The organism is Paenibacillus sp. KS1 (genome assembly GCF_001680695.1).
Classification (GTDB): domain Bacteria; phylum Bacillota; class Bacilli; order Paenibacillales; family Paenibacillaceae; genus Paenibacillus_B; species Paenibacillus_B suaedae.
Map to the genome: position 1 here is coordinate 22,195 of NZ_MAIS01000013.1, position 25,104 is coordinate 47,298.

General features: G+C 41.4%; 20 protein-coding genes and 2 pseudogenes. 2 read left to right on the forward strand and 20 right to left on the reverse strand.

Features of this window, described 5'->3' with window-relative positions:
- Positions 1-48: 48 nt before the first annotated feature.
- The 3 genes from BBG47_RS06520 to BBG47_RS06535 all read right to left on the reverse strand — a co-directional run bounded on the left by BBG47_RS06520 (position 49) and on the right by BBG47_RS06535 (position 3,043).
- Positions 49-738 (reverse strand): lysoplasmalogenase, encoded by a 690-nt coding sequence (locus tag BBG47_RS06520; protein ID WP_065291049.1) that lies wholly within the window; start codon positions 736-738, stop codon positions 49-51.
- Positions 739-1,140: 402 nt separating this feature from the next.
- A complete protein-coding gene (locus BBG47_RS06525) occupies positions 1,141-1,482 on the reverse strand; it encodes a helix-turn-helix domain-containing protein (protein ID WP_065291050.1) in 342 nt (113 codons plus the stop codon).
- Positions 1,483-2,704: 1,222 nt separating this feature from the next.
- On the reverse strand, positions 2,705-3,043 hold the full coding sequence (locus BBG47_RS06535) for a helix-turn-helix domain-containing protein (protein ID WP_065291052.1): 339 nt from the start codon (positions 3,041-3,043) through the stop codon (positions 2,705-2,707).
- Between the two features lie 223 nt (positions 3,044-3,266).
- Here BBG47_RS06535 and BBG47_RS06540 point away from each other — a divergent pair, with 223 nt between their 5' ends.
- A complete protein-coding gene (locus BBG47_RS06540) occupies positions 3,267-4,427 on the forward strand; it encodes a DNA-methyltransferase (protein WP_065291053.1) in 1,161 nt (386 codons plus the stop codon).
- Between the two features lie 77 nt (positions 4,428-4,504).
- On the opposite strand, the gene BBG47_RS06545 is transcribed toward BBG47_RS06540, so the two are convergent.
- The 11 genes and pseudogenes from BBG47_RS06545 to BBG47_RS06600 form a co-directional block, all read right to left on the reverse strand.
- A complete protein-coding gene (locus BBG47_RS06545; protein WP_065291054.1) occupies positions 4,505-5,374 on the reverse strand; it encodes an SIR2 family NAD-dependent protein deacylase in 870 nt (289 codons plus the stop codon).
- Positions 5,374-6,408, reverse strand: a complete 1,035-nt coding sequence (locus BBG47_RS06550; RefSeq protein WP_065291055.1) for a ParA family protein — start codon at positions 6,406-6,408, stop codon at positions 5,374-5,376. Before BBG47_RS06550 ends, BBG47_RS06545 begins: the two co-directional genes overlap by 1 nt.
- Before the next feature lie 394 nt (positions 6,409-6,802).
- A pseudogene (locus BBG47_RS31375) lies at positions 6,803-7,814 on the reverse strand (phosphotransferase enzyme family protein).
- A gap of 93 nt (positions 7,815-7,907) precedes the next feature.
- On the reverse strand, positions 7,908-8,666 hold the full coding sequence (locus BBG47_RS06560) for a helix-turn-helix domain-containing protein (protein WP_368072435.1): 759 nt from the start codon (positions 8,664-8,666) through the stop codon (positions 7,908-7,910).
- Positions 8,667-8,953: 287 nt separating this feature from the next.
- Entirely contained in the window at positions 8,954-10,222 is a 1,269-nt protein-coding gene (locus BBG47_RS06565) for a cytosine deaminase (protein WP_065291057.1), read from the reverse strand.
- A pseudogene (gene codB / locus BBG47_RS06570) lies at positions 10,197-11,476 on the reverse strand (cytosine permease). The gene BBG47_RS06565 and the pseudogene codB overlap by 26 nt, the downstream one beginning before the upstream one ends.
- A 307-nt stretch (positions 11,477-11,783) precedes the next feature.
- A complete protein-coding gene (locus tag BBG47_RS06575) occupies positions 11,784-12,143 on the reverse strand; it encodes a thioredoxin family protein (RefSeq protein ID WP_065291058.1) in 360 nt (119 codons plus the stop codon).
- 513 nt (positions 12,144-12,656) lie between these two features.
- Positions 12,657-13,862: a hypothetical protein gene (locus tag BBG47_RS06585; protein WP_065291086.1), complete on the reverse strand. Its 1,206-nt coding sequence runs from the start codon at positions 13,860-13,862 to the stop codon at positions 12,657-12,659.
- A gap of 211 nt (positions 13,863-14,073) precedes the next feature.
- Positions 14,074-14,517, reverse strand: a complete 444-nt coding sequence (locus BBG47_RS06590) for a cell wall hydrolase (protein WP_065291060.1) — start codon at positions 14,515-14,517, stop codon at positions 14,074-14,076.
- 284 nt (positions 14,518-14,801) lie between these two features.
- Complete coding sequence (locus tag BBG47_RS06595) at positions 14,802-15,002, reverse strand: hypothetical protein (RefSeq protein WP_065291061.1); 201 nt, start codon at positions 15,000-15,002, stop codon at positions 14,802-14,804.
- Positions 14,974-15,279: a methyl-accepting chemotaxis protein gene (locus BBG47_RS06600; protein ID WP_065291062.1), complete on the reverse strand. Its 306-nt coding sequence runs from the start codon at positions 15,277-15,279 to the stop codon at positions 14,974-14,976. The genes BBG47_RS06595 and BBG47_RS06600 overlap by 29 nt, the downstream gene beginning before the upstream one ends.
- A 318-nt stretch (positions 15,280-15,597) precedes the next feature.
- Between BBG47_RS06600 and BBG47_RS06605 the strand changes: the two genes are divergently transcribed.
- On the forward strand, positions 15,598-17,043 hold the full coding sequence (locus BBG47_RS06605; protein WP_065291063.1) for an alpha/beta hydrolase family protein: 1,446 nt from the start codon (positions 15,598-15,600) through the stop codon (positions 17,041-17,043).
- 143 nt (positions 17,044-17,186) lie between these two features.
- On the opposite strand, the gene BBG47_RS06610 is transcribed toward BBG47_RS06605, so the two are convergent.
- From BBG47_RS06610 to rlmH, 6 genes are all read right to left on the reverse strand, one after another.
- Positions 17,187-17,543 (reverse strand): nucleotide excision repair endonuclease, encoded by a 357-nt coding sequence (locus tag BBG47_RS06610; protein ID WP_028533249.1) that lies wholly within the window; start codon positions 17,541-17,543, stop codon positions 17,187-17,189.
- A gap of 388 nt (positions 17,544-17,931) precedes the next feature.
- Positions 17,932-19,671, reverse strand: coding sequence for an ABC-F family ATP-binding cassette domain-containing protein (locus BBG47_RS06615; RefSeq protein WP_065291087.1), 1,740 nt, complete (start codon positions 19,669-19,671; stop codon positions 17,932-17,934).
- Positions 19,672-19,762: 91 nt separating this feature from the next.
- Entirely contained in the window at positions 19,763-19,936 is a 174-nt protein-coding gene (locus BBG47_RS29840) for a hypothetical protein (RefSeq protein ID WP_175400494.1), read from the reverse strand.
- A 28-nt stretch (positions 19,937-19,964) separates the two neighbouring features.
- Positions 19,965-23,111 (reverse strand): hybrid sensor histidine kinase/response regulator, encoded by a 3,147-nt coding sequence (locus tag BBG47_RS06620; protein ID WP_065291088.1) that lies wholly within the window; start codon positions 23,109-23,111, stop codon positions 19,965-19,967.
- Positions 23,112-23,719: 608 nt separating this feature from the next.
- A complete protein-coding gene (locus BBG47_RS06625; RefSeq protein WP_065291064.1) occupies positions 23,720-24,208 on the reverse strand; it encodes a hypothetical protein in 489 nt (162 codons plus the stop codon).
- A 365-nt stretch (positions 24,209-24,573) separates the two neighbouring features.
- A complete protein-coding gene (gene rlmH, locus BBG47_RS06630) occupies positions 24,574-25,053 on the reverse strand; it encodes a 23S rRNA (pseudouridine(1915)-N(3))-methyltransferase RlmH (RefSeq protein ID WP_065291065.1) in 480 nt (159 codons plus the stop codon).
- Between the last annotated feature and the right edge of the window lie 51 nt (positions 25,054-25,104).

Below are 25,104 nucleotides of genomic sequence, written 5' to 3' on the forward strand. Positions count from 1 at the left end.
TCAGCCCTAAACATCATTATACTATAGGAATGGAAAATATTGTCGCAACTACATCCTCACAACGTGGCCCTCCGACAACCGCTTGCCACCGAAGACGTTCGCGATGCTGCCCGCAATAAACAACTGCGCGGCGAAGTACGTCAGCATAATCCAAATCCCTGAAGCCGGTACGGCGCCGACAAACTTATTCCAGGCCAAAATCGAGTCCGACACGGTGAACAAAATCGCTCCGACCGCCGCATGCCAGTTCCGACTCATGATCGCGGTCCAGCACATGACCGAGATGACGCCTATGTAAACGGCGGCCGGCAGCCATAAATCGCTTTGATCGCTATTCGCCATGATCCCATTGTGCAGCTGCCAACCAATAAGCCACGAGTATACGCCGATCGGTGCTACGCACAACAACGCTAACAGTGAAAATTCCCACCGTCGTATCATAGCCGCTACGTAAAGCAGATGCCCCACCATAAAAGACGACAAACCGAACATAAACCACTGATTTCCGTTCTTCAGCAGGAATGCATCCCCAGCTATGCTAAAAATCAATCCACTCACGATCAAAACCTTATACATCTTCAACTTGTCCGCAGGCTGCGAGCTGACAGCGAGCACGATGATCAGTACCATTGGCAACAGCTTAAAGATCCCGTTCAGTACGCTGCTGTCTAAGGACAGCGTCGCTAAGTGAATCATACCCGTCACGAGAATTGCAACAATCAGCCATTTTCGAAGCATAAATCAAGTTCCTCCCCATCATTTTGGGTATTTTCTCGAACTTCCGATTCTGACTGATACGTATGCCTATTTTCGTGCCTACATTACTCAACTAGCTTGATCTACCTTTCTCTTCGCTGCTAGGCTAGGTTTATCACCACTTGCGATAAGCTTAACTTAACAGAACCATCTACAATGAAAGGAGCTTGCCGCAGCAGCTCCTTTTCTAATCATGACAATATGTTTTTATGTTAAATTGCCTCTTTTCAATGTAAGCCGTCTTCCCATGAAGCCGCTACACCCATGAAACTGTATGAACCACTTTTTATGCTTATCTATGTAGGAAGTTAATATGCAGAACAATTGATCATTAAGTAGAAGTATTTGCCTAAGGCGTAATCAGAAGTAGTAAGGTTCTCTCTCTCAATCCAACTGATCGTCCAGCATAGCGTCAATGACTTTCAATATCCTCTTTTGCTCATTTAGACTTCTGCTTCGGAGCCTGTCCACAATTTCTGCAAGTGTAGAATCGTTCCCCTCTCCGCTCACAGGTTGGATGTAACTAAAGAACTCCACCATCGAGAGGTTGAGCGCACTCGTAATTTTAGCCAGTACGACGACGGTACATACTTTTTCGGAACGTTCCAGCTTGCCAATATAAGTTTCGTGTACATCAGCCTTACTTGCAAGTTCCTCCTGGCTTAGTCCGCGTAGTTTTCGAAAGTGTCGAATGCCTTCCCCTACCATTTTCATAAAATTACTCACAGCGATCACCCTAAGCAAACCATAGACTAGCCATTTGATTACTCCAAGATACTATAGGAATTATTTTTTAATTTTATATCCTATAGGGATTTTTTCTGATATAATAAGATTGCCCATTTTTTAAAAAAGTAAACTTAAGACATGACAAAGACGCTACTTGGAACCTTATTAACATAATCATCTCAACAAATCCTTGTTTCGAACCAAAATGATATTTAGGCTGATTTAGTAAAACTAACGTAATTTAGCTCTGAGGAGATTGAACTTATTAAAATGTAATTTGATTTCACAATCCCACAAGGTAGGAAGCAGCAAGGATTAATTGCATGGAGCACTCGAATGTCCATTGACATGTAGGAGATTATAAACAAGGAAGGAATGAGTCCTATTAGGGTACAATGCATATTCCCCGACAACTCAACTGCGGATGTCTATGTTTGCGAAATTGGAGAATTCCTCCGTCTGACAAAATTAGTAAATGGGATAACAATGGAAGGAATCAATTATAATGTAGTTCATACAGAGCTAATTGTAGAAAAAGAAACTTTCTATATTTCAGTGCTATTGAAACATAGGAATGTACAATAACAAGCTCAACCTGGAGCATGCCGAAGGTAAGGCCCTAGTATCCATTTTCCCCTTGAGTTTGTGTTTGTTCGAGAAAGTTCCTGAACATACATCGAAAATCGAAAAAGTGAAACCCGAAAGTACTTTCCAAAACACCAACCGGATGTACTAAAAAGCCAAAGAACTATAAAAGGGGGCTTAACATCCAACTTTCTACACTATTACGTGCCATAAGAGTGTATGCGCTAACCCCCCTGGGTGATCTGAACGATAATATGAGATCTAAAAGACGAAATCTTTTTGTAGTTCATTAAAGTATAAACCCACTTCACCCTAGCTCTTCTTCTAGTAGCCTCGAGATCTCCTCGCTGCGTCGTCTGCCCCTAGCTACTGGCAGGTAAGGACATGCCTATGTTTATCAACAGATTGTCTTGTCCATCGTCATGTCATGGATTCTAATTGCTGAGGCATATGCCTCCGATCATGCCAAGACAATTGACATCTTTGTCAAAACTCAGTCCAAATCTTCCAAAGACATTGGTATAAGATATTTCCTACAAGCTCGTCGCTACTTAATGGGAGACGCAGTGCAATATGCTTTGTACTGCAAGCATTGAAAAGTTTCCCGTTCAACCTTAGGATCTATTTTTTCAACTTAACGTTTGTTGTTTTCCCACTCTATTATATTTTTCACTAAAGTTAAGACCATTACATGATCCTCTTTAGGTCGAGAGTAAAGTATTTCTACTAATTGTCTTATTTCATCTGGCTGATGAGTAGGGTCTATACAATAAAACAATTCTTCAAAAGAAACACTAAGACCAGTAGCGATTTTATTGAGACTTTCAATTGTAATATTTTTTTCCCCACGTTCTACTTGGCCAATATAATTATTATGTAGACCCGATCGTTCTGCCAAAATGTCTTGGCTTATATCCTGCTGTTTACGTAGTTGTCTAATTCTCTCACCTATTCGAAGGATTATATTGTTCATGCTTCACCTCAGTATGAATTTAAGTAGATTCCCAAACAAACAATCTATAGATAATTATTGACACAAAATAAACATTTATAGATAATAATAAATAGGAAAAATAAATGCTTTTTGCTAACCTTTTTTCTATTTTTCCTCCATGATTTTTTAAATCAAACCTTTTACTACAAACAATTGCTTATTCATACAGTTTGAATTAATGTTAATGTACTGGAGGAGTAAAATGAAAGAGGATCTTTTTTCTATATTAAACTTGAATAACCGAGAAGATGCTAGGATATTTGCCAAAGAAATTGGTGTTAGTGTTACTGAACTTGCTTATTATAATGATAATTGCATTTATCCGGATTACAACATAATTAAAAAAATACTAAATTATAATCAAGATCTTACAGAACTTGAACTTAAAATACGTTTAGGTCATATCGACTCCGAGATATTAAGTTACCTACAAAAAAATGTTAAGGAAATTTCCTCAATTTGCAACCCTGCTGCTAAAGAGACAAACGTTAAAAGGGAACTTCCACATGCCCAGTTCAGTACATCTTTAGGTAAGCTTTATAAAGCCGATTGTCTTGAAATTATGGATAGTTTACCTGATGAATCTGTGGACTTAATTTTCGCAGATCCACCTTTTAACTTAAAAAAAGAATATGAATCTGGTGTTAATGATGGATTAAGCAAAACCAGTTATTTAAACTGGTCTGAAAAATGGATTACTGAGAGTATTAGAATTCTTAAAAAAGGTGGATCCTTATTTATTTGGAACTTACCTTCATGGAATACGTATACCGCTGAAATCTTGAATAAGTACTTAAATTTACGACATTGGATAGCTGTTGATATTAAATATAGTTTACCAATCCCTAACAAGCTTTATCCGTCTCATTATTCACTTCTTTATTATGTAAAAGGTGATAAACCTACTAGTTTTAATCAAGAAAGACTACCATTAGAAATTTGCCGTCATTGTGGCGGGGATATAAAGGATTATGGGGGATATAAAAATAAATTAAACACTGAAGGGATCAGCCTCACAGATGTTTGGAGAGATATCTCTCCAGTTAGACACAAAAAATATAAAAATCGTACTAGTAATGAATTGCCGCTTAACCTATTAGAGAGAATCATAAGCCTATCGACAAAAAAAGGGGATATGGTATTTGATCCTTTTGGTGGGAGTGGTACTACTTACGTAGTAAGTGAAATTCTTAAAAGACGCTGGATAGGAACAGAAATAGGACCAATCGACATTATAGAAGACAGATTTAAAAACCTTGAATTCCCTTCCCTATTAATTCAGCAAATTCAAGATTCCAAAAACCAACTCTTTACAGAGGAAATGAAAAAAATAAGAACTAAAAATGGTTACTGGTTATCTTAACAGATTATAAGGAGCACTCATCTTGGGGTGCTCCTTATGTTACATTGAAACAATCTAAGAGTTTTTAACGTATACACTTACGGTAACTGTCTCTCCTCACGTAATGCTAATACTTGATTTTTTAATTCCTCAATATTGGGAGTAAATTCAGTATAAGTAGGTCCAAATTCTAGGCATTTAACATTATAGGTATTTTCCCAATGTTTAATTCTATGTCTTGAGGTCCCTTGCTTCAAAACCATATAATGTGGTGACGCTGGACTAGAAGTAGTTCTGCAGTTCTGTAGAATTAAGTTTATATCTGGATCACTCAAACTATATCCTAAAAACAAGACTGTATGCGTTGTAAATAAAGAGTGTAGTAAGTTATAGAATTCAGGATATTTTTCCTGACTATTATAGTACTGTTGAGAAGTAAAAATAATGTCGTCTGTATCATCAATTGTTCCGTGCGCTTTTATAATTATATTTTCAGGTGATTTAATATTGTTTATAATAGATTTAGTTTTTTGATAGTCATACTTTACATAGTAATCCTCATTACATAGGTTCTCGTAAATCTTGTCGAAATTTGTAGTTATAACTATTTTACTATCAATTTCTTTAATATATCTATGTACAGCTGAAGCTTCGTAATTCCCCCTACCAAAATTCCTCTTCAAAAAATCTGCGTATTCACCTGAGTCACTCAAATCATAAATAGCTTGCAGAGCAAGTAGATAATTCTCCTGGGATATCATACTTTTAACAAATTTTATATCGTCCCTAGAAGGGCTTCTCATTAAATTTTGAATTAAAGTTATAAAATCACCCCAAGTTTTTGGTGATTCACCTTGCTCGTTAACAGCGGTTGCTGATACTCCAGATCCTAAAAACAATACACATCTCCTATAAGCAATTTCTTCAATCAATTTACTAGGCCAATTGATGTTCTTAGTTCTCGCCATTATAAATCACCTAAATTCTTCAACAAGTTTTTTGCTATGTTGTCTAAATATCTCGTATATTCCTCAACACTACTACTTTGATTCCCCCTTAAACCAGATTGATAATCCAGTTCAAATATTGGACAGTTAGATGTTTGTGATAAGGGGACTATACTATAGACATAAGGAATATCTCCTATCTTCATATCCTCTTTATTGACACTTGGTGGCAATAGACTTCCAAGGCTTTCGTAAATTTTATTATGCATCTTGGCTATAATATTTTCGTATGCCTGTACAGGCCTTACTTTACCTTTAAATTTCCTTTTTGAGTACTGTTGGACGGAGTAGCCAATAAAGCTTGAAGTCGATTGTGGGTTTAAATTAATGGCATATTTTTCACCAAATTGCAACATGGACTCCTTTCCATAACCACTATTAAAAGCTGCAAGAGCCGTATTATAATCTGTACGCCACCTTTCTATCCAACTCCCGATATTCTCAACACCGATAACACTGAAGATGTCTGAGCCCATAGGGGACAAGAAATAATCTGAATTTAGAAGAATACTTCTATTTAATGCTCCTAACGAGGGGCCCACATCTATAAAAATATAGTCGTAACTATTGAACATGCTTCTTAGCTGGTTAAGCCAATTTACAATTCTTAGATCTCCCTTCTCTTTGGCAAACATATTATTCCAACTACGACTAAGTTTGTCATCAATTATAGATAAGTTAGGGTGACCTGGTATCATATCCAGCTTGTACTTATTTTCGTAACTTTTAATTGGTACATCTATATTCTCTAATGCAATATTTCCTTCATCCATATCTCCAAAGTAACTCATTATAGTAGGCCTAAATGCTTCATCCGAATAAAAATCAGCCCAATTTTCTTCTGGGACTATTAATTGAGTGGAATTTGACTGTGGATCTAAATCAATTAGTAATATTTCTTGGTTAAATTGCTTTTTCAAGTAGCTAGCTAGGTTAACAACCGTCGTTGTCTTGCCTACTCCACCCTTATTATTAAAAAAAGTTATTATCTTCATTCTGTCTCCCTCCTAAGTTATAAATTAATAGAAAAAAAATAGTAAATATTAATTCTCTATTATTAATTTTATCCACCGTCTGCACTACGTCGGTGAGACAAGGAGGCTAATAAGCGCCTATAAATCTCGAAAGTAGCAGTTGAGTCCCCCCATTTCACGGCTATTTGAGTTAAAATAAACATTCCCCTTGTATTATATTACAATGATGTTTCATCTTCATTTAAAAAATATGAATCCGTTAAAAAAGGTAAAAAAATATACTGAATTTTATTTTATTGATTTACCAGAATATCGAACCTTCAAAGACGCATCCTACTTATGTTATGGCTGTGTCTATAGGATAGCTTGATATGCTATGGCGAAGCGAAAATTGATGCCTGAATAAACAAAAAAACTATATATTTCGTTCCTTATATTCAAAAGGCTCTTCACAAGAGTAAATTTCATGAGAGAATCCCCTATACGGGATATCGTCCTCCATACATTTTATGCGAAATGACAACTCCTCATCATACTCCGGCTCTTCGCCGTTGTTCCGCATTACCTCGAATGTATCTACAATACCCTCCATGAGGGTTACCTGAATAAATAAAGGCAACTTATCCAACATCGAATCTTCGAGATTGGTCTCGGATCTGTAACCCGCAAGAACGATTTCAAAATAATCATCCATAAACTTCTTACGTTTATCGGCGTCTGGTTCAAATTGTATCCAGCCCACCCCATGTGTCCAGAGTTCTGCTAGGTCATATATATACCAACCGAAACAAGAATTATCGAAATCATATACGGTAATTTGCCCGGTATCAAAATCTATTGAATAATTCCCATCGTTGTAATCAAAATGGATCATACCGTAAGTCATATGGCCTCTTTCCAATCCTTCTAAGGTATGAAGAAGCTATACCGGCGATGGACAGGAGTATACCCTTTCGATATTTGGTGCAGTTTCCCCAGGACTTTACCGCAGTTATAAAAATATTCGGAAATAGGGACTCCTTCCCGATACCGATAATTATTTTCCACAAGCATTTTCCCTTTGCCTTTTCGAACAAGCAGACAAAAAGATGTGGTTATTGGGGGTGATCTCTTCCAGCAGAAGCCCCTTTCGGGAGCTGATTACATTTGAGACACTGCCACCATGCTCAAATAAATACCTTACATACTTCGGTCAGATAATCGTCCCGGTTCCTGTCAGGTATGAAAGAGATCCGGAGTATTTTTGCGCCCTCGCCCTCTTTTTCACAGGTATAAACGACATTTCGTCCTCCATCATGTGCCGGAATCAGCTGGAATTCATAGCCTTCTAATTCGAACAACTCTGATACTACTGTAAGTAAATAGGTATCTCCGATTGCAACAACTTCGTTATAATTTATAACTATCTCTCCCTTTCGTACAAACATCTATTTATTATTACTATATAAACTACCAAAATTGCGTCACGCTCAATAGACTTTTTTGATCATGTTAGCTGTTCCTCATTTGAAAGGCGCAAACTATTCAATTTGACAATACTGTCCATCATATACATTTGTATCCACTTTCCCGAAGAATACTTCGCAATTCAAAAGTTCATATTTCCCTTCATGCTCCCTGGCAAGCCTGCCAATGGCATGATACATCGCCTCTGCGCGTGGTTCATTAAGCTCCTCATAATGGTGATTCCTAATATAGCGAAATCCGACACATAAGGAAGCAGGGAAGGTATCCCCTGAAAAACCCTCCGGAATATCGTCCAGATTCGGTACACGCATCGACGGTAGATAATACGTCCAATTCAATGATGGATCAGGTACCCTCGTTAGACCGTAATAGATATTGGGTTCTACGGAGTTAGGTACTTCATGCCGCTTGTTCCACCAGAACTGCTTGGCACCCTGGGGTGCTTCTGTCGGTGCTACGTCGATCTCAATTTGATGCAATTGCCCGATTAAATGGAAGGACGGAATCATAACCATCTCCGGCACGTACACCACATTTCCGCAGGCATTGTTTTCTGGAAACAGACGAAGGGGAGCGATTACGTGAATGTTTCTACCGGATAATCTGCATTCACCAGGGGTAAGCCCATACTCCCGTTTAAACGCGCGTATGTAAGTTTGCTCGTGCTCATAACCGCATTCAATTGCAATGTCGAGGATTCTCCTCTCGGTTTGCATCAATTGCCTCCAAGCTGGCGGCCAGCTTGCGAGAGCGGATATAACTTTGTAGTGGTACGCCGAAAGCGAATTTGAAAATCCGGCGCAAATGAACAACGGAGATAGGAAGGTCTGTCAAATATTCCGCCCCTGTGTCACTCTCCTAATGTATTTTTGTTCCTTTTAATAAGCAAATTGCTATCTATATGAACAGAATTGCTATTAGCAAGATCATACCATGTTTTGGATACGAACATCGTCATTTGCATATATAATAAAGCCCTTAAACGATATTAAGGAATAGAAATTCAACCGATTTTTAGATAGTAGGATGGGGGCTCGAACTCTATTAAACAAATTGTAAAAATAAAAAAAGAAGCAGACCCTAAGGCCTGCCTCTTATTTTACTTTTGAAACGTAACAATCTCACTCGCACTACCCAGCTTCACGCATGTCTCGCTCGGTTTTGTCTCGGCAATGATCTTACCGTTACGGAACGAATATTGTACCGCAGCCTGCTTGCGAATGGCCTCATACTCATTCTCCGCATTCAATACGATAAAGTTGGCTGGCTTCCCTGCCTCAATTCCGTATTTATCCTCAATTTGCAGCGTAGTTGCGCTGTTCTTCGTAATCATATCGATGCTGTTCACGATCTGCTCATAGCCCATAAGCTGTGAAGCATGAATACCCATATGCAGAACTTGAAGCATATTGCCTGTCCCAAGCGGATACCATGGGTCAAAGATATCATCATGACCAAAGCACACATTAAGTCCTGCTTCTTGAAGCTCTTTTACCCGTGTTAAGCCTCTACGCTTCGGATACGTATCAAAACGCCCTTGCAAATGAATGTTCACAAGTGGATTGGATACAAAATTGATCCCCGACATCTTCAGCAGACGGAACAGCTTGTACGCATATGCATCATTATAGGAGCCCATCGCTGTGGTATGGCTGGCCGTTGTACGTGCGCCAATACCGCGTTCATAAGCTTCCTTGGCCACTACCTCAACGAATCTGGACTGCTCATCGTCAATTTCATCGCAATGGATATCGACAAGACGATCATATTTTTCGGCGATATCAAATACGATTCTCATCGAATCTACGCCATATTCGCGTGTAAACTCGAAATGCGGAATGCCGCCTACCACATCGGCCCCCATTTTCATCGCTTCTTCAAGCAGTTCTACTCCATTTGGATACGAAAGAATACCCTCTTGTGGAAAAGCAACAAGCTGAAGATCCACATAAGGAGACATCTCCTCCTTCACTTCCAGCATCGCCTTAAGCGCTACTAGAGTAGGGTCTGTCACATCCACATGGGTTCTCACATGCTGGATGCCCTGAGCGATTTGCCACTTAAGCGCAGTCTTCGCTCTCGTTTTGACATCCTCAACTGAAAGAGTTTCCTTCCGCTGCGACCAGCGCTGGATGCCTTCAAATAGCGTACCGCTCTGATTCCACTCTGGCTCCCCTGCTGTTAGGGTTGTGTCTAAATGAATATGCGGCTCAATAAAAGGAGGAAGCACCAAGCTCCCTTTTACATCAATGACCTCATGTCCTTCTGTGGGAAGCGAACTTTGGGTAATCGTCTTGAATGCTCCATCTACAATCTCGATATTCCATAAACCTTCGCGACCTCTAAGCTTCGCTTGTTGAATAATCACTGCTCATTCCCCTTTTCTCGTTTACGTTAAACTGTTTTTCCGGGAAACACTTCATACCTATAACATACAGCACAGCTGTACCAATCAAGCCATTAATAGGCGGGATGCCAGGGACGAACTGAGCAATCAGAATACCACCGATCCATGCCAATATCGCAATCCAGTTCACGGATTTGAAGCTCATTTCTTCGAATTTCTTATAGGAGCCGCGATGCAGGATATAGAAGTCCGCTAGCAGAATCGCGCCAATCGACGGCAAAATTGAACCAAGTACCGTCAAGAAGCCTACGAAGTTATTGTACAGCCACATCGCCATGATCGTACCTACTGCTCCATTAAAGACAACAATGATATTCTTAGGCAGCTTCGTATATTGGCGAAGCCCAGACTGGATGCATACAGCGCATTTTCATTCGTCGTCCAAATATTTAACCCTAGCACAATGATAGCCGGCATAATCAAACCTTGCAAAAACATAACATCTGAGATATCCGCTTTTCCATATACAATCGCGCCTACTGCTCCAAATAGAAACATCAACGAATTTCCAAGGAAGAAGGCAATGACTGTCGATACAACCGCTGATCGAGTTGTTTTTGCAAATCGTGCAAAATCCGGTGTTAGCGTACCACCACTGATGAAGGAACCGATACAGACGGTCAATGCTGTAGCAAGACCCATCATTTCCTTCGGCTGATAATTCATTAATCCTTGCAATCCGCCTGCTGTTGAGGTCGCTTCGAAGACTGAATAGCTTCCTAATATCGCAATCGACGGTACAGCTACGATGCCGAGTATCGCCAATGCTTTAATTCCATAGATCGCGGTCACCGTCATTAGGATTCCTGCAATCGCAATCAGGACATACACGTTCATTCCAGTTACTTTCTGAACCGGGACTGCGAACATCGCCACGCCTACACCAAACCAACCTACCTGCGTAAAACCTAGCAATCCTGAAGATAAATAGGAACCTTTCGTGCCAAACGCATATTTCGTCAGCAAGTGAGTCGATAAACCCGTCTTGGCCGCAATATAAGCCAGCGCTCCTGTATAAACGCCCAAAATCAAATTCCCTGCCAGTACAATTCCGATAAAAGCGCTGAACGTTAAGCCGTTCCCTAACGCTCCGCCTGACCACATGCTTGCCGAGAAGAACGTAAATCCAAGCATCACGGCGAGTATTTTCCAAAATCCATTCCGATGTGCTTGTGGTACAGGTTGCAATGAGAATTCCAAATCCACTTTTTCCATTATCCATCCTCCAGATCGTCTAGATACCGAGTATGCTCAAGATGGAACAGGCGGGAATGATCGATGGCTTTCAGGAGCAATAAAAAAGGCTTATTGCCCAGTTGCCCTGACAATAAGCCGTTTACGATCATAGGTAACAATAGGTACACGCGCATATACACACGTATCCCTATATAGATCATACATTCCGCTGTCCTTGTCAGCCTCACGGGACTGAATTAAAGGTATCTTATTAAATTGTCACTATTATAAATAAATAAATTGGAATCAACAAGTGTAAATATTGGTATTTATGAATCCAAACCGCTCATTTCATGGTTTCATCAGAGGATTGTCCCGTCACTAAGTCATAGATTTTGCGAATTTTTTCGTCTAGCAGATCCATATGCACGATTCTTGCTTCACGTATATATTCTCTCCCCTCCACATAAAGCAATAGAACAGGCGCGGTGAAGACAGAAAAGCTCCCGGCAACCGCCGGAACTTCTTGTGCATTGATCGTCCCCAGTTGGATATCCGGGTATTTCGCCAATAATTTCTGTACCTGCGGCTGCAATCCATGACACACACTGCAGCCTGTCATGGTGATATAGAGAAACGATAATCGATGGCTCCTTATAAATTCATTTGCCGATTCGACACTCGTTAATTGCTCAAATTCTCTCATGGGTACCTCCAAGTGTAGGAATCTATCATGTTCCGTAAGGGGTAAAATGTATTGGAATACCCCCTACTTATGAAACGCTTCTCCGTAAAATCTATAGTACGAAATATAAGGGCACCCATTTGGGTACCCTTTATAGTTGACAGAGTTCAGGATGGCAAAGTGCGACTGTACAAATCCTCAATTCACCATCTCAACAAGTCCCCGTACCGAATCGGATATATGATATATAAAAAGGAAGGGATGAATCCTATTAGAGTACAATGCATATTCCCCGACAATTCGACTGCAGATGTCTATGTTTCCGAAGTCGGAGAATTTCTTCGTCTCACAAAATTAGTAAACGGAGCAGTTTAAGTTGTAACAGGAACAGGATGCTTGATTAGCGGTCTGACTCGACCAGATAAAAGGAGGCTGTCCCAGAAGTAAATCAATCTACTTGAGGGATGGCATCCTTCATAGGTAATCCCCTTCCCAGTCAATGCTGTTCACTGCCCGTTCACGATCTCCTTTTAATCAGTAATCGCGAGCTGCATCGAACCAGCGCCCGGCCATCTCCTCCGTTATAGGCTGGCCAATCTGGTGGTCGGACTGGCTGAGTTGCCCTACTGCTTCGCCAAGGTCTTCCCTTTCGGTTGTTTCGATGCCTTTGAGGGTATTGAAGCGCACGGTGAAAGCAGTAATGGCTGCCTCGGCATCGGCAAGGCTGCGAGCCTTCGCCAAGGATGCCTGTGCAGCGTTGTAAGCTTCGTTAGCCAGTTTGGCCAGACGTTTAGGCCAAGACGAGAATGGTCGGCCATATTCGCTCGCCCACCACTCAGGCTTTCGCAATTGGCTCACTGAAGCATAGCCAGCCCATGGGCGTGTTTTGGCGCGTGTTTTCATTTGCTGCCTTAGGCGCTTGCCCGCGGCCTCCTCCACATTGTAGGCGATAAAACTGTCAAGCAACGGCCACATGTCCAAGGAAGGCAAGTCCTCCAAATCAGGCATGAAGCGCAGCTCCAGATTCGTTAACTGAGCATGACGAGCTAACAAGTCCATGTCGCAGAAGTTCCCCCACAAACTCAGTGAGTCAAGGTTGGGGAACTTGTCTAAACAGTCCAGCGAGATGGGCTGTCCCAGCGGCTTGTTTTGCAGCGTTAGGCTCGTCACCTGATGCAATTCACCGATGTTGGGCAGGGTGAAAGGAGGATCATTCCTGCGTCGACCGGTGCGCGGCGCTAGTGTCAGAGAATAAGTCATATTTCCAGTGGCCGATAAACGTAATAGATCGCCGGACACGTTCAGGCGGAAAGATCCCTTCGGAAGCTTCAAGCTCAGACACCCTCCGGACTGGCTCAGCTCGATATGTAAGCTATGCATAACGGACTTGCTGGCGTCCACCTCCATATCTGCAGACAGAATGGGGGCCCACGTCATCTCTTCAATAGGGCGTGTCTGCGCCCAGTCCAAGAAGCCCGCGTCACTGCCTGAATAGTACAAAAATCGCGGCCAGGGCGAACCCGCTGGCGTAGAAAAGGCATCGAATACGGTCCAATCGATTCTCGCGTCTGGCGCGACGTGAAGGTCTACCCTTTTTCCCAATTCCAGCGGTCCGATAGATAGGCTCCCCACACCGGGCCGAGTAACAAGCGTGTGGCTACGAGGACCCGTCAGGTCAATGGGATAACTACCGTCTTCTCTAACAGAAGCAGAAAGGCGAGCTTGATTATGAATTGGCACTTCCGTCATCCTTTCTTCTACCCTTGATTACATGACAACTTTGGTCTCTTGAGTTCATTTTTACCTTGTATCTTAATTTCATTATAATGATCGCTTGTCCTGAATCCACCTACTTTTTACCTGGATTCTGGAAATGCGCAAGATTCATTCCCTTATAAAAAAAGAGGATGTCTCTCCGTCATTTTAGGACTTCAGGACACCCTCTTGTGAACTAAAACGTGTTATATACTTCTTCACATTCTTCCGCAGTCGGTTCATAGAAACAGTGCTTCTTCCATCGTCCTGCGAGCGGCTGATTATACCAAGTGTCCGGACATGGCCCGGGATTTTCGAACGTTCCTGGACGGAAATACCATAGGGAGAATTTGGCTGGCCAGCTCCGCTCCCCATTCACAGCCCGTCGCGCCAGACGGCGTTCCCTATCTCTTGCGTTTTGATAGTACAACCCATGTTGCAAAGCTTCAAACGCATGCGGCTGATTGATCATTTGGGGAATTGTCCGGATGCCTTTAAAATCAGAGCAATTCGCTCTTACACGGTTAATACCAACATTTCCAACAAGGAGCATGCCCTGTTCGCCTTCGGTCTCAGCTTCAGCTCGAAGCAACCTTGCCAACATATCAATATCCTGTTGCCTGGCTTTTACGACTGCCATTTGCTCACCTCTTTAGATTTCTCTAGACTCATCATATTGTAGGCGAAGCGGAAGTGTTACTCTGGCAAAAATAAAGAGCAATAATATCAACGACCCCGCCACTTTTCGACCGCCATGCATGGAGCTTTGAAATGATACGACAAATGTAGAAATTCTCATCACCTAAAGTCAGGTCTTATAACATCATTGCACAATACAAATTTGCTTAATTCATTTTGCAATTGCTGTGACATATCCCTTAACTCTTGGGCAGAAATTTGGATTTTTTCCGCGGAAACTAGTTGTTATGCTGTACCTGTAGCCATTATCTCAGCTTCATTCGATGTACGATGAGAAATATCGGATACATCTGCAATAGAAGCCGCTACTTCCTCCATTCCAGCTGACATTTCCTCCGTGGTGGCGGATACATCCTGAATTTGTTCACTTACAAGCTTAACCTCACTAAGAATGCAATCAATGGTCTCCTTCCTTCGTTCGTTCAATAGATTCCATACCCATATTCGTCTCGATTTGTATCGAATCCATAGCAGATACCGTTTCTCCGACAAGAGATCGAATATCAATCAATAGGTCAGAAATGGATCTCCCAGAGCTTGATGTTTCTTCAGCAAGCTCTCCTATCTCTTGTGCAACTACGCTAAACCCACGACCATGCTCTTCCGCAACTCGTGTAATCCCAATCGCCATCTCATTCATTGCAGTTGCCGCTTCCACTGTCGTTCTCTTTTGTGAAGCTGTCCCATCCGATACTTTCTGCACAGATTCGGCAACCTTCTTCATAGCCTGTATAGATTGATCTGAGATTCCAGTTAGTTGCTGGGAGGATTGAAATGTTGTTAAGGAAATTTACATAGAAATGGATAAATTCCATGCATAGTTCTGATCATTAAACTGCAAATTATCCGTTTGTGAGATCCTCCGCCCAAAAACCTACGTTCCATTCCTCTTAATTTCGGTGCGTTTGCAATGTCTGCCCACGAAATTCATAAAAAATTTATAATATTCCCCCTTTCATCTTTATAATTTCTTTGTAAGCTGGAACAAGTTTATATTTGTGGTAAAGGGAGGAAGATCGACATGAGGTTTTGGGAAATAGGCTTGATAGTGGTTAATTTTGGCCTGTTGTACTGGGCGGTAATCGCGAACAAGAAAGGCGGACGGGGATTGTTCATCCCTTTAGGGATCGCCTTCGCTTTGGTAATTGTGCAGATTGTCGTGGAAGGTGGACGGTGGGAGATGGTTCCGGCCTACTTGACGCCACTCTTATTGATGGCTTATTTCTTCGTTATCAAGAGGAAGGAAGCCGGCAGAAGCCGGATTGCTGTTACCGTTCAAGCGATGCTATTGACCGTATATTTGTTGGTCTCGGTTACGCCACCAGCGGTGCTACCGGTATTCTCGTTTGAAGAACCAACAGGACCCTATGCGGTCGGAACGACGGTTTATCATTGGGTTGACGATGAGCGGCGAGAAACATATTCGGATAACACTGCTGATAGGCGCGAGCTAATGGCGCAAATTTGGTATCCGGCCGCCAAAGGTGGCGGGGAAGAGAGGAGCCCTTATCTATGGAACGCGTCTAAGATGACGAATGCCATATCAAGCAAAATGATGGGTCTTCCGGCTTTTGTGCTAAGCCATCTAGGGTTGATCAAAACGCATGCTTTGGTGGAGGCGAGGCTCTCGGACTCCGAGAGCCTGTATCCAGTTCTGATTTTCTCCCATGGGATGAACGGGTATCGCAATCAGAATATGTACCAGCTAGAGGAGCTGGCCAGCCACGGCTACATCGTTATAGCTATCGATTATGCCTACGAAGCTGCCGCCTCCGTTTACCCTGACGGAAGAGTCGCCGTGAGTAGAACCGACCCCAACTTGACTTCGATTGCTCAGTATGAGGGGCATATCCCGCTTTGGACCAGCGACGCTGCGTTTGTGCTCAATCAAGTGGAGAAGTTCAATCAGAAGGATACTGCAGGTCGATTTACAGGTAGAATCGATCTTGAACGAATCGGCATGCTTGGACATTCATTCGGTGGAGCCGTTACGGTGCAAATGTTAAAGAATGATTCTCGTGTGAAGGCTGCCCTTAGTATGGATGGAGGGTTTTATGGTCCGCCAGTTTCGGACAAAGGATTCGGAAAGCCTTTCTTCATGATGTATTCAGACGAGACGTACAGCAATGTAATGATTTCTTACGATGATGTCGCCAAACAGTTAGGTGGGGTAAGCCGTGAAGCGTTCGAAGCACCGAGGAAAGAATATATCCAAAAATCGGGCTATGCTCTGGCAGGCGGAGGGATATCGATCCTTATTCCAGGTTCAAAGCATGCAAGCTACACCGATCTTGCGTTATTCTCTCCCCTGCTTGGCCTCAGCGACGAAAACCCACGGCGGGATCACCGCATCGTGAACGAATTCAGTGTTGCCTTCTTCGATCGGTATTTAAAAGGGAAAGACGATTCTGCACTGCAAGATCTGGCCGCCAAGTACCCAGAAGTGAATTTCAAGGTGAACAACTAATCAATTTTTATGAGGGGTAACCAACTTACACATGTAGCTCGGCACATATATCAAAATGCCTTTAATCCACATTCAGCGGATTAAAGGCATTTTTGCGCTATCTTATCATTTTATGGCTCCTTGGGCGATAGGAGCTCTATCTATTATTTGTATAACACCTTATCTACATTGTACTTAGCCTTATATTCGTTAATAATGTACGTCTCGTATATTTCTCTATGGACGGGATCCTCGACCAAACAAACCTCGATCTTGGTCACTTCCTCCCGATTCTCTTTAATGACCGACACAGTATCCTCGAAATGCTTCTTGATCCGAGGTCTTAGCTTCCGCGCCTTGCCGACGAATAGGAGTTCATCCTTATCATTGTAGAACATAAAGATCCCTGCTTTATCTCTAGGAATCAGAATGAAATCCGTAAACCCGTATATATGGCTTAATTTAGGAGCAATCTGTTTGTAAATCGTGACATCCGGTGTCGGAATCGTTATTTGTATCATGAACATTCACTCTCTCTTCTGCGTCATTGTTATTTCCGGTTCGGCTTATTCTCGAGTCTAGGTTATATTCTATCTATTATGGACATACCTGTCTATTCCATGCAGGAAGTTCGATGGTAAGATACATAGTTTCAAGGAAGAAAAGGCAATGGGCTTATCGCGCTATGTGAGCAGTTACCTCCAAATATCACACCGGAATTTGCAAGGCTGGGATCCTTCTTACGTCCCTGCCCTATGGAAGCTGAAGTAAAGACTATCCAACCGACAGTTCTATGATCATTGACGCCCCTTCCATGAATCAAATCCAGAATGTTGCATATATCATATTCTTGACCTAGTACAAAGACCCCTTTTTCGAGGGTCTCCTTTTCAATAAGAGGGGTGTATTTTAAAGCAACTTAATCAGCTCTTCCAGCTCATCAACCAATACTTTTGCAGATTCAAAATCAGCATTTTTTAAAGCCAATTCTATTTTCATTCCAACTGCTTTTTTATTTTGTTCAGCTTCTAAATAGTCTTTATTAAAATGACTAGCATAAATCATCTGTCTAAATTTACGCATACTCATTTTTCTTATCGTCTTATCGTCAATGATTAGAACATAATCCATACCATTTACAACAGAATAGAAATCATGAGAAATCATGAGTATCGCACCTTTATAGTCTTCAATGGCTTTCTCCAATGCGATTTGTGAATAGGTGTCTAAATGGCTTGTCGGTTCATCTAGAAGCAATACGTTTGCTTTACTGGCAGCAACTTTGGCCAATTGAAGCGTATTTTTTTCTCCACCAGATAGAGATTCTATCTTCTGATTAACGATTTCTCCTTCAAACCCATAGCCAGAAATATACGATCTAATCTCATCATACGTGTTAAACCCAGCATCGATGAATTCTTCGAGTATTGTATTAGAATCCTTTAGCATTTCGCCTTGAATCTGAGATAGATAAGCCACTTTAGCATCCGCATTTATTTCAATGGAATCATGATTATTGTTAAAGATATCTCGGAGTAAAGTCGTTTTCCCGGTACCATTTGAACCAATAATGGCTACTTTATCCGTAGATTTTATCTCAAAGTTAACATGGTCTAGCAGCAGCTCATCAAAGGCAACACGATAATTATTAACATTTACAACAACGGTATCTTCCAGTTCATGATCCACATCAAAACGAATATTCGGTTGCTTCATATCAACAAATGGCGATTTAATTCTACGTGCTTCCAATCTTTCTTGAAACTTAACTCTGGCTTTTAGTGCTCTCCCTCTAGATGCATCTGCATTAACAGTAGCGATAGCTCTAAGATTATTGATAATATTCTCATTTCTCTCGATTTCTTCATCTTCAGCGATTGTGAGTTCTTGTAACTCAATTTTAGTCTGAAGTAATGAGAAGTTATAATCAATATAACGCCCATCAAACTCTTGGATCTCTTTATTTTCAAGGTGTATAATTTTGTTGAAACAATGATTCAATAGATATCGGTTGTGCGTAACAACTAGCAGCATTCCTTTGTGAGAATTAATAAGATTTCTGAGCGCATTTAGGTTTTCAAAATCTAAAAATACATCGGGTTCGTCCATAATCATTAAGTCTGGACTACTAAGCATTTCCTTCATCACTTGAATAAGTTTGAATTCCCCACCACTCAGATCGGATACCCTAACATCTTTTAGCTTCATGAGGTTCGCTAGATTTAGTTTCTTATTAATTTTGCTTTCAAAATCATCCCCACCGATTGAATCAAATGCGTCTAAAGCTAATTGATACTTTTCTAATAATGAATCAATATCCGATGATGTTTCCATCTCTGTACAAATAGATGTTATTTCATTTTGTATCTTAATAAATTCTTCCGCTATATATTCAAAAACTGTTGTTTCTTTCGTTTTGTCTTGTTGAGGGAATTGACTTACATACCCAATTTTGCAAGTCGGGTCAACTTCTAATTTGCCCTCGAACAAATATCTTTCTGGATCCATCAGTATATCTATTAATGTACTTTTCCCATTGCCACTCGTTCCTATAAAAGCGCAATGTTGTGCCTCTTCAAGCGTAAATGAAATGTTTTTATATAGTTCTTTTTGCGGGAATGAGAAAGATAAGTTATCAACCTTTATCACAGTATTACCTTCCTTTATAACTAAAATAGTGACTATTCTTAGGTGTATTACAAAATATAGATTTTGAGTGTAACACTGTTTACAACCAACTTCAAACCATTTGAATCCCACCGCTAGGAGTATCGGTAAAAAGTTCCATACTGCCTCCTGGCGAATAGCCTAGCTGTTCCATTTCTTTCGAGTTGTACAATAAAAACTTGCCGTAACTTGTGATACGGTTCAGCTTAACGGGGCTATCAGCGAAAATTAAGAAAGGAGCAGCCAAGGATGCTCCTCATTCAATCACTTATTTATCACCTAGCTTTATCCCCGCTATTCAACCTGTTATGTACATGAAAAGTTACCTTTGTCCCTGTACCTAACGTACTTGTGATATGAAGTCCTGTTCCGAAGTGCCGTTTTAATCGCTGATCCGTATTAATCAATCCGACGCCTGAACGACTATCGACTTTTCTTTCTAATATTCGTTGCAATTGAACCTCGTCTATTCCATCCCCATCGTCTTCAACGGTTATCTCTGCATGCGTCTCATAGACAAAAATCCGAATAAGAATCGTTCCTCCACGATTGCGCTTCATTATGCCATGTCTTATCGCATTTTCAACGAGAGGCTGGATCGTAAGAAATGGGACTTTTATGTCCCCGTAGCCATCTATCTCCCAAATAACCTGTAACCTTTCTTCAAACCGAGCCTTTTCAATATAAAGATACGAACGCACTAGACTTAACTCCTCTTCGATCGGAACAAGCCTATCCATATTTTGAAATTTAAATTTATTCCTCAAAAAATTGCTGAATTCATCGAGCAAATTACGCATTTTATCCAAATCAATATCGCTTAAAGCTGCTACAGCATTCAACGCATTAAATATAAAATGAGGCTGGATTTGCGCTTGCAGCCATGCGGCTTCTAATCGCAGTTGTTCCCGAACGGATTGTTTTATCGTAATTAACGCCTCGATCCGTGATTTTATTTCTATTGCTTCCACTGGCTTCGTCACATAATCGTTTGCCCCCGCTATAAAACCGCTCTGAATATCTTTCGGTTGGCTTCTTGCGGTAAGGAGCAGAATGGGAAGCTCTGTGAGTGTAAATCGCTCGCGGATCATACGCGTCAGCTCATAACCGGACATCTGCGGCATCATAACGTCGGAGATGACCAGATCCCAGTCCTTGGTATCCAGCAAAGCCAACGCTTCTTTACCGCTCGTTGCCATCGTTACTTCGTATTCGTCAGGTGGCAGTATGGCTTCAAGCACTTGAAGATTGACAGGATCATCATCGACGATTAATACGAGCGGACGATTACGATTTATTTGGAATGGAGTTGTTGGTGTTGCCCCTTTCGCAGCTAGTGGAAGTTCCACTTGGTCCAAATTGACTGTGGAGGCTATTTTTTGGATCGCCATAGTTTGTGACTCGAACGGTTCCAATCGGTTCGAACCTTCCCTTTCTTCCAACGCTTTCGCTTCCTCATCCGCCAGCTTCAACGAAAATGTGAATTTCGAGCCTTCGCCTATAACAGAGGATACATCTAATGTACCTTCATGCAGCTCAACAAGCTGCTTGCTTATGCTTAAACCTAACCCAAAGCCGCCTTCTATCATCGTCACACTCGTACTACCTTGCTCATACGGACGGAATAAGCGCTTAAGCAGGTGCTCATCCATTCCGATCCCCGTATCCGTAATCACAATATACGCTCTTCCGTCCTTGGCAAAAGCTTGAATCGAGATTGTCCCTTCATTCGTATATTTCACAGCATTATGAAGTAAATTGAATACGATTTGGATCACTCGATTCTCATCCGCAATTACTGGGGGGAAATCTTCCGAAATCTGATTTGCAATTGTGATAGACTTTACTTCTGCGTTAAATTGCAGCATATCCATTACTCCAGTCACAATTGGCTGGATAAATATTACTTCCTTTTGTAAACGTGGATTGCCTTCCCGTAAACTCATCACGTCAATCAAGTCGTTTAATATCCATGACAACCGACGTCCTACAGATAAAACCGTTTCAAGCTCCTTGATGCTCCGTTCCTGCAATAAATGCTGTTCCCTTTTTAAAACGGATTGTGACATGTTAAGCATGCTATGCAGCGGATTTTTAAATTCATGTGAAGTGTTTGCCAGAAATTGATCCTTATGGTCATTCATTCTTTGCAAGGTTGCAGCAAGCTCTTTGGTGTTCGCATGCATGATAAAGTAACCCTTAAACCATTCAGAGGCTAAACAACCCATCGCAATAATCATATCGAACGGATAGTAGACAAGACTCAAACCGCTATTCAGCAAGATTAACGACCAAAGAGAATAGTTCGCCAACGCTAGAAAAGAGAAAAGCAGTAAAAGATTGCTCTTTAAATCTTTGATTACTTTTTTAAACATTGTAATTAACGTGATAACTCCAGCAACAACAACTAATAGATAATAAACCGGAAAGAGCATAATCACTTGAGGTGGATCTAAAAACAACGTGATGCCGGCAGTCCCTAGATTCATTACTTTATAGACAGGGTACATCCTACGCCAATATGGAAGCTCGCGATGATTCATACACTGGAGCAAAGCATAGGCTGCAATAACGAAAGCAATATTAGTCAGCCTAAAATCCCAATTACTTCCAATGTAAAATAATTGATGGAACAACTTCTCATCCGTACTAAAGACACTCGTGATCGTTACACATAATGCAAGCAAACTGAAATAAAGCAGCTTCTTTTCCTTATTTCCTAGTACATACAAAATAAGTGCATAGACAGCATGCATAATAAATATTATCGCTGCCAAAAACTGCATAAAAACGGAAGCATTCGTCTCTTTGGCTATAGCTTCTTCTGAACCAAATTTAATGGATCGGACAATGCCCCCGCTTCGACTATCCACATAATTTGCCACCTGAATGACGATTTCGATTACACCGTTTTCGTCTGCTGTAAAGGTTGTAGAATATGGTAGATCCTCCGAAATATATTCATCCTTTGTTGTCGCCACCTGTCCAGATTTAATAAGCAAGCGACCGTTTACATATAATTCTGATGCAGTGCGTACGCTGGGTACACGAATACTATAATTAGGATGCTTTGCAGGGTCTACATAAAGACGCAAACGATAAGAGCCATACCCGTATGGAGATGGCTTGTCAGCATGCAAAGCTTCATTCCATCCTCCCGGTACCTGAATATGCATTGGCGCATTATCGCCTAACAATTGTTGCCGACTACCATCTATCAACCATTGCGAGGGATAAAACTCCCATTCGCCATCAAGTAAGAGAATGCTGCCATCTTCTGCATTCCAATTACGCAAATCGGATTGCCCATTATAAATTGACGCCTGTTTGGGAACATGAAACGTTTCCATCCACAAAATACGCAAACCGGTTAAAACAACTAATATGGAGACTAGCAATAATATAATATAGCTCTTTTTCATTGGATATTTGGATGAGTGAGTTTCCAAGAAGTATTTCTCCCCTAGTCATTTTCTTCTAAGACATTTAATTAAGTGCTCCCCATAATTTACCACAGTTAATATAGCAGAGAAACGGACGATAGAGACATCTTTATGCCTATTATATAGAAATACCTACTTGGAATTTCGCGAGTTTGTTGTTCAAAGGTAATTTCAAGGTGCCGTCAAGCCGAGGCCCTCGAGCACGCAAGCGAGCCTCCCGAAAATCGTACTGCACACTCCCTTTTACTACTAGTGAAGTTTCTTATCGAGTATATGTTGTGACTTCCTTGGTACAAAACCCCTCCGAGCATAGACATGAAGAGCGACAGCCTTGCAATCTCTCCTGCATCACTCACTACTGCTGTTCTGATAAGAATAACCACACACCTTGGGGGATTAGGCCAATTAATTCGCCCTATTTATGATAAGGCTCACCATATCATCTATAAGGCGAAATCGAAAGGCACCCGAGTTGGGTGCCTTTCGTGCTGCTGCACGCTCCGATCCGTTTACCTCTTAGCTTCCAATACTTCCCTCATGATTTTTGCCTTCTATATTAGGAAATTTCGTGCTTGGTATTTGTTTCATCAATTAGTTGGCTCGTTTTTGGGTTTTATGGAAGTCATTTTAATTTGGGTGAGGTTTTCTAAGTTGATTTCAATTTGTAATTCGGTATGCTCATTAATAGCGATTAGGATTTTATCTTTAATTTCTAAGCTTTTTATAGGGTTTGAATTTTCAAAAAATATTCCCCATACCAAACGGTCTTCAGCATCCGTACAAGCAATAAATCCTTCATTTCCCATTTGACCATCACCGCCACAGATTTTCCCGTCTTGATAATCAATACTGACCCATTCATCAACGATCGTCCAACATTCAACATTATACTTTGATATGCTTTCAATGGTTGTGTCACACAAGGGAGAGCAATAAAATTTACTTTCATTTGTGTTGGGGTTATATGCGCTGTAACAACTTAAGATTGTTACAGTGCCATTTGGAAAGATGATGCTATTAACGCCGGGCAGTTCATGCTTTTCAAGATTCCAATGTTCCGCAACAACAATATTCATAATAAATCCCCCTTTATATCTTAAGTTACTAATATATACAGCTACTTGTTGAGGACTAATAAGCTATTTAATCTAGTAATCGTTTCCTTAGAAACTTTTTCACTGTATAGGCCTTCATTTTGCTTCCAGTGTAGCAATGCCTTTTTCATAGAGATGGCGAACGGAGGATAAGCAAGATTGTATTGAACTCCAATGCACTCCATGTTCCCATACGCTCTTCATAAGGGAAAGCACGTTCTATTGGCCCATCTGGATGAAATAGTAGAGGGATTGTTTGAAGCAAGGATGAATTTTATCGGAACGGGGGAGCAGCAAAGGTTTCGGCTGCGTCCAATTGTTCCATCTCCGGCGAAAATTTTTCGCCGTTACTTATGGTACGGTTCACCTCGATTAATCTTCACTGCACGGTAAATCTGCTCCACGAGTACCAAGCGCATCAACTGGTGCGGCAGCGTCATACGGCCGAAGGACAGCTTCGAATTGGCACGGCGGAGAACAGCATCGGATAGCCCGTTGGAACCGCCGATCACAAAGGCTATATTGCTTGTCCCGTATGTCGCCAATCGATCGAGCTGCGAGGCCAAGTCCTCGCTCGACCAGAGCTGACCGTCAATCGCCAGCGCCACGACATGGGCATCCTGCTTAATGTGACCAAGAATGCGCTCGCCCTCACGATCCTTGACCTGCTCCAGCTCGGCATCGCTCATTTTCTCTGGTGCCTGCTCGTCCGGTACCTCGGACACTTGGAATTTCACGTACGGTGCGAGCCGCTTGCTGTACTCCGCAATACCCTGCATCAAGTATTTCTCCTTCAGTTTCCCTACGCATACCAATTGAATGTTCATTGTTGTCGTTTACCCCGTTTCCTGATCTTGATCGTAATATAGAAAAGGAGA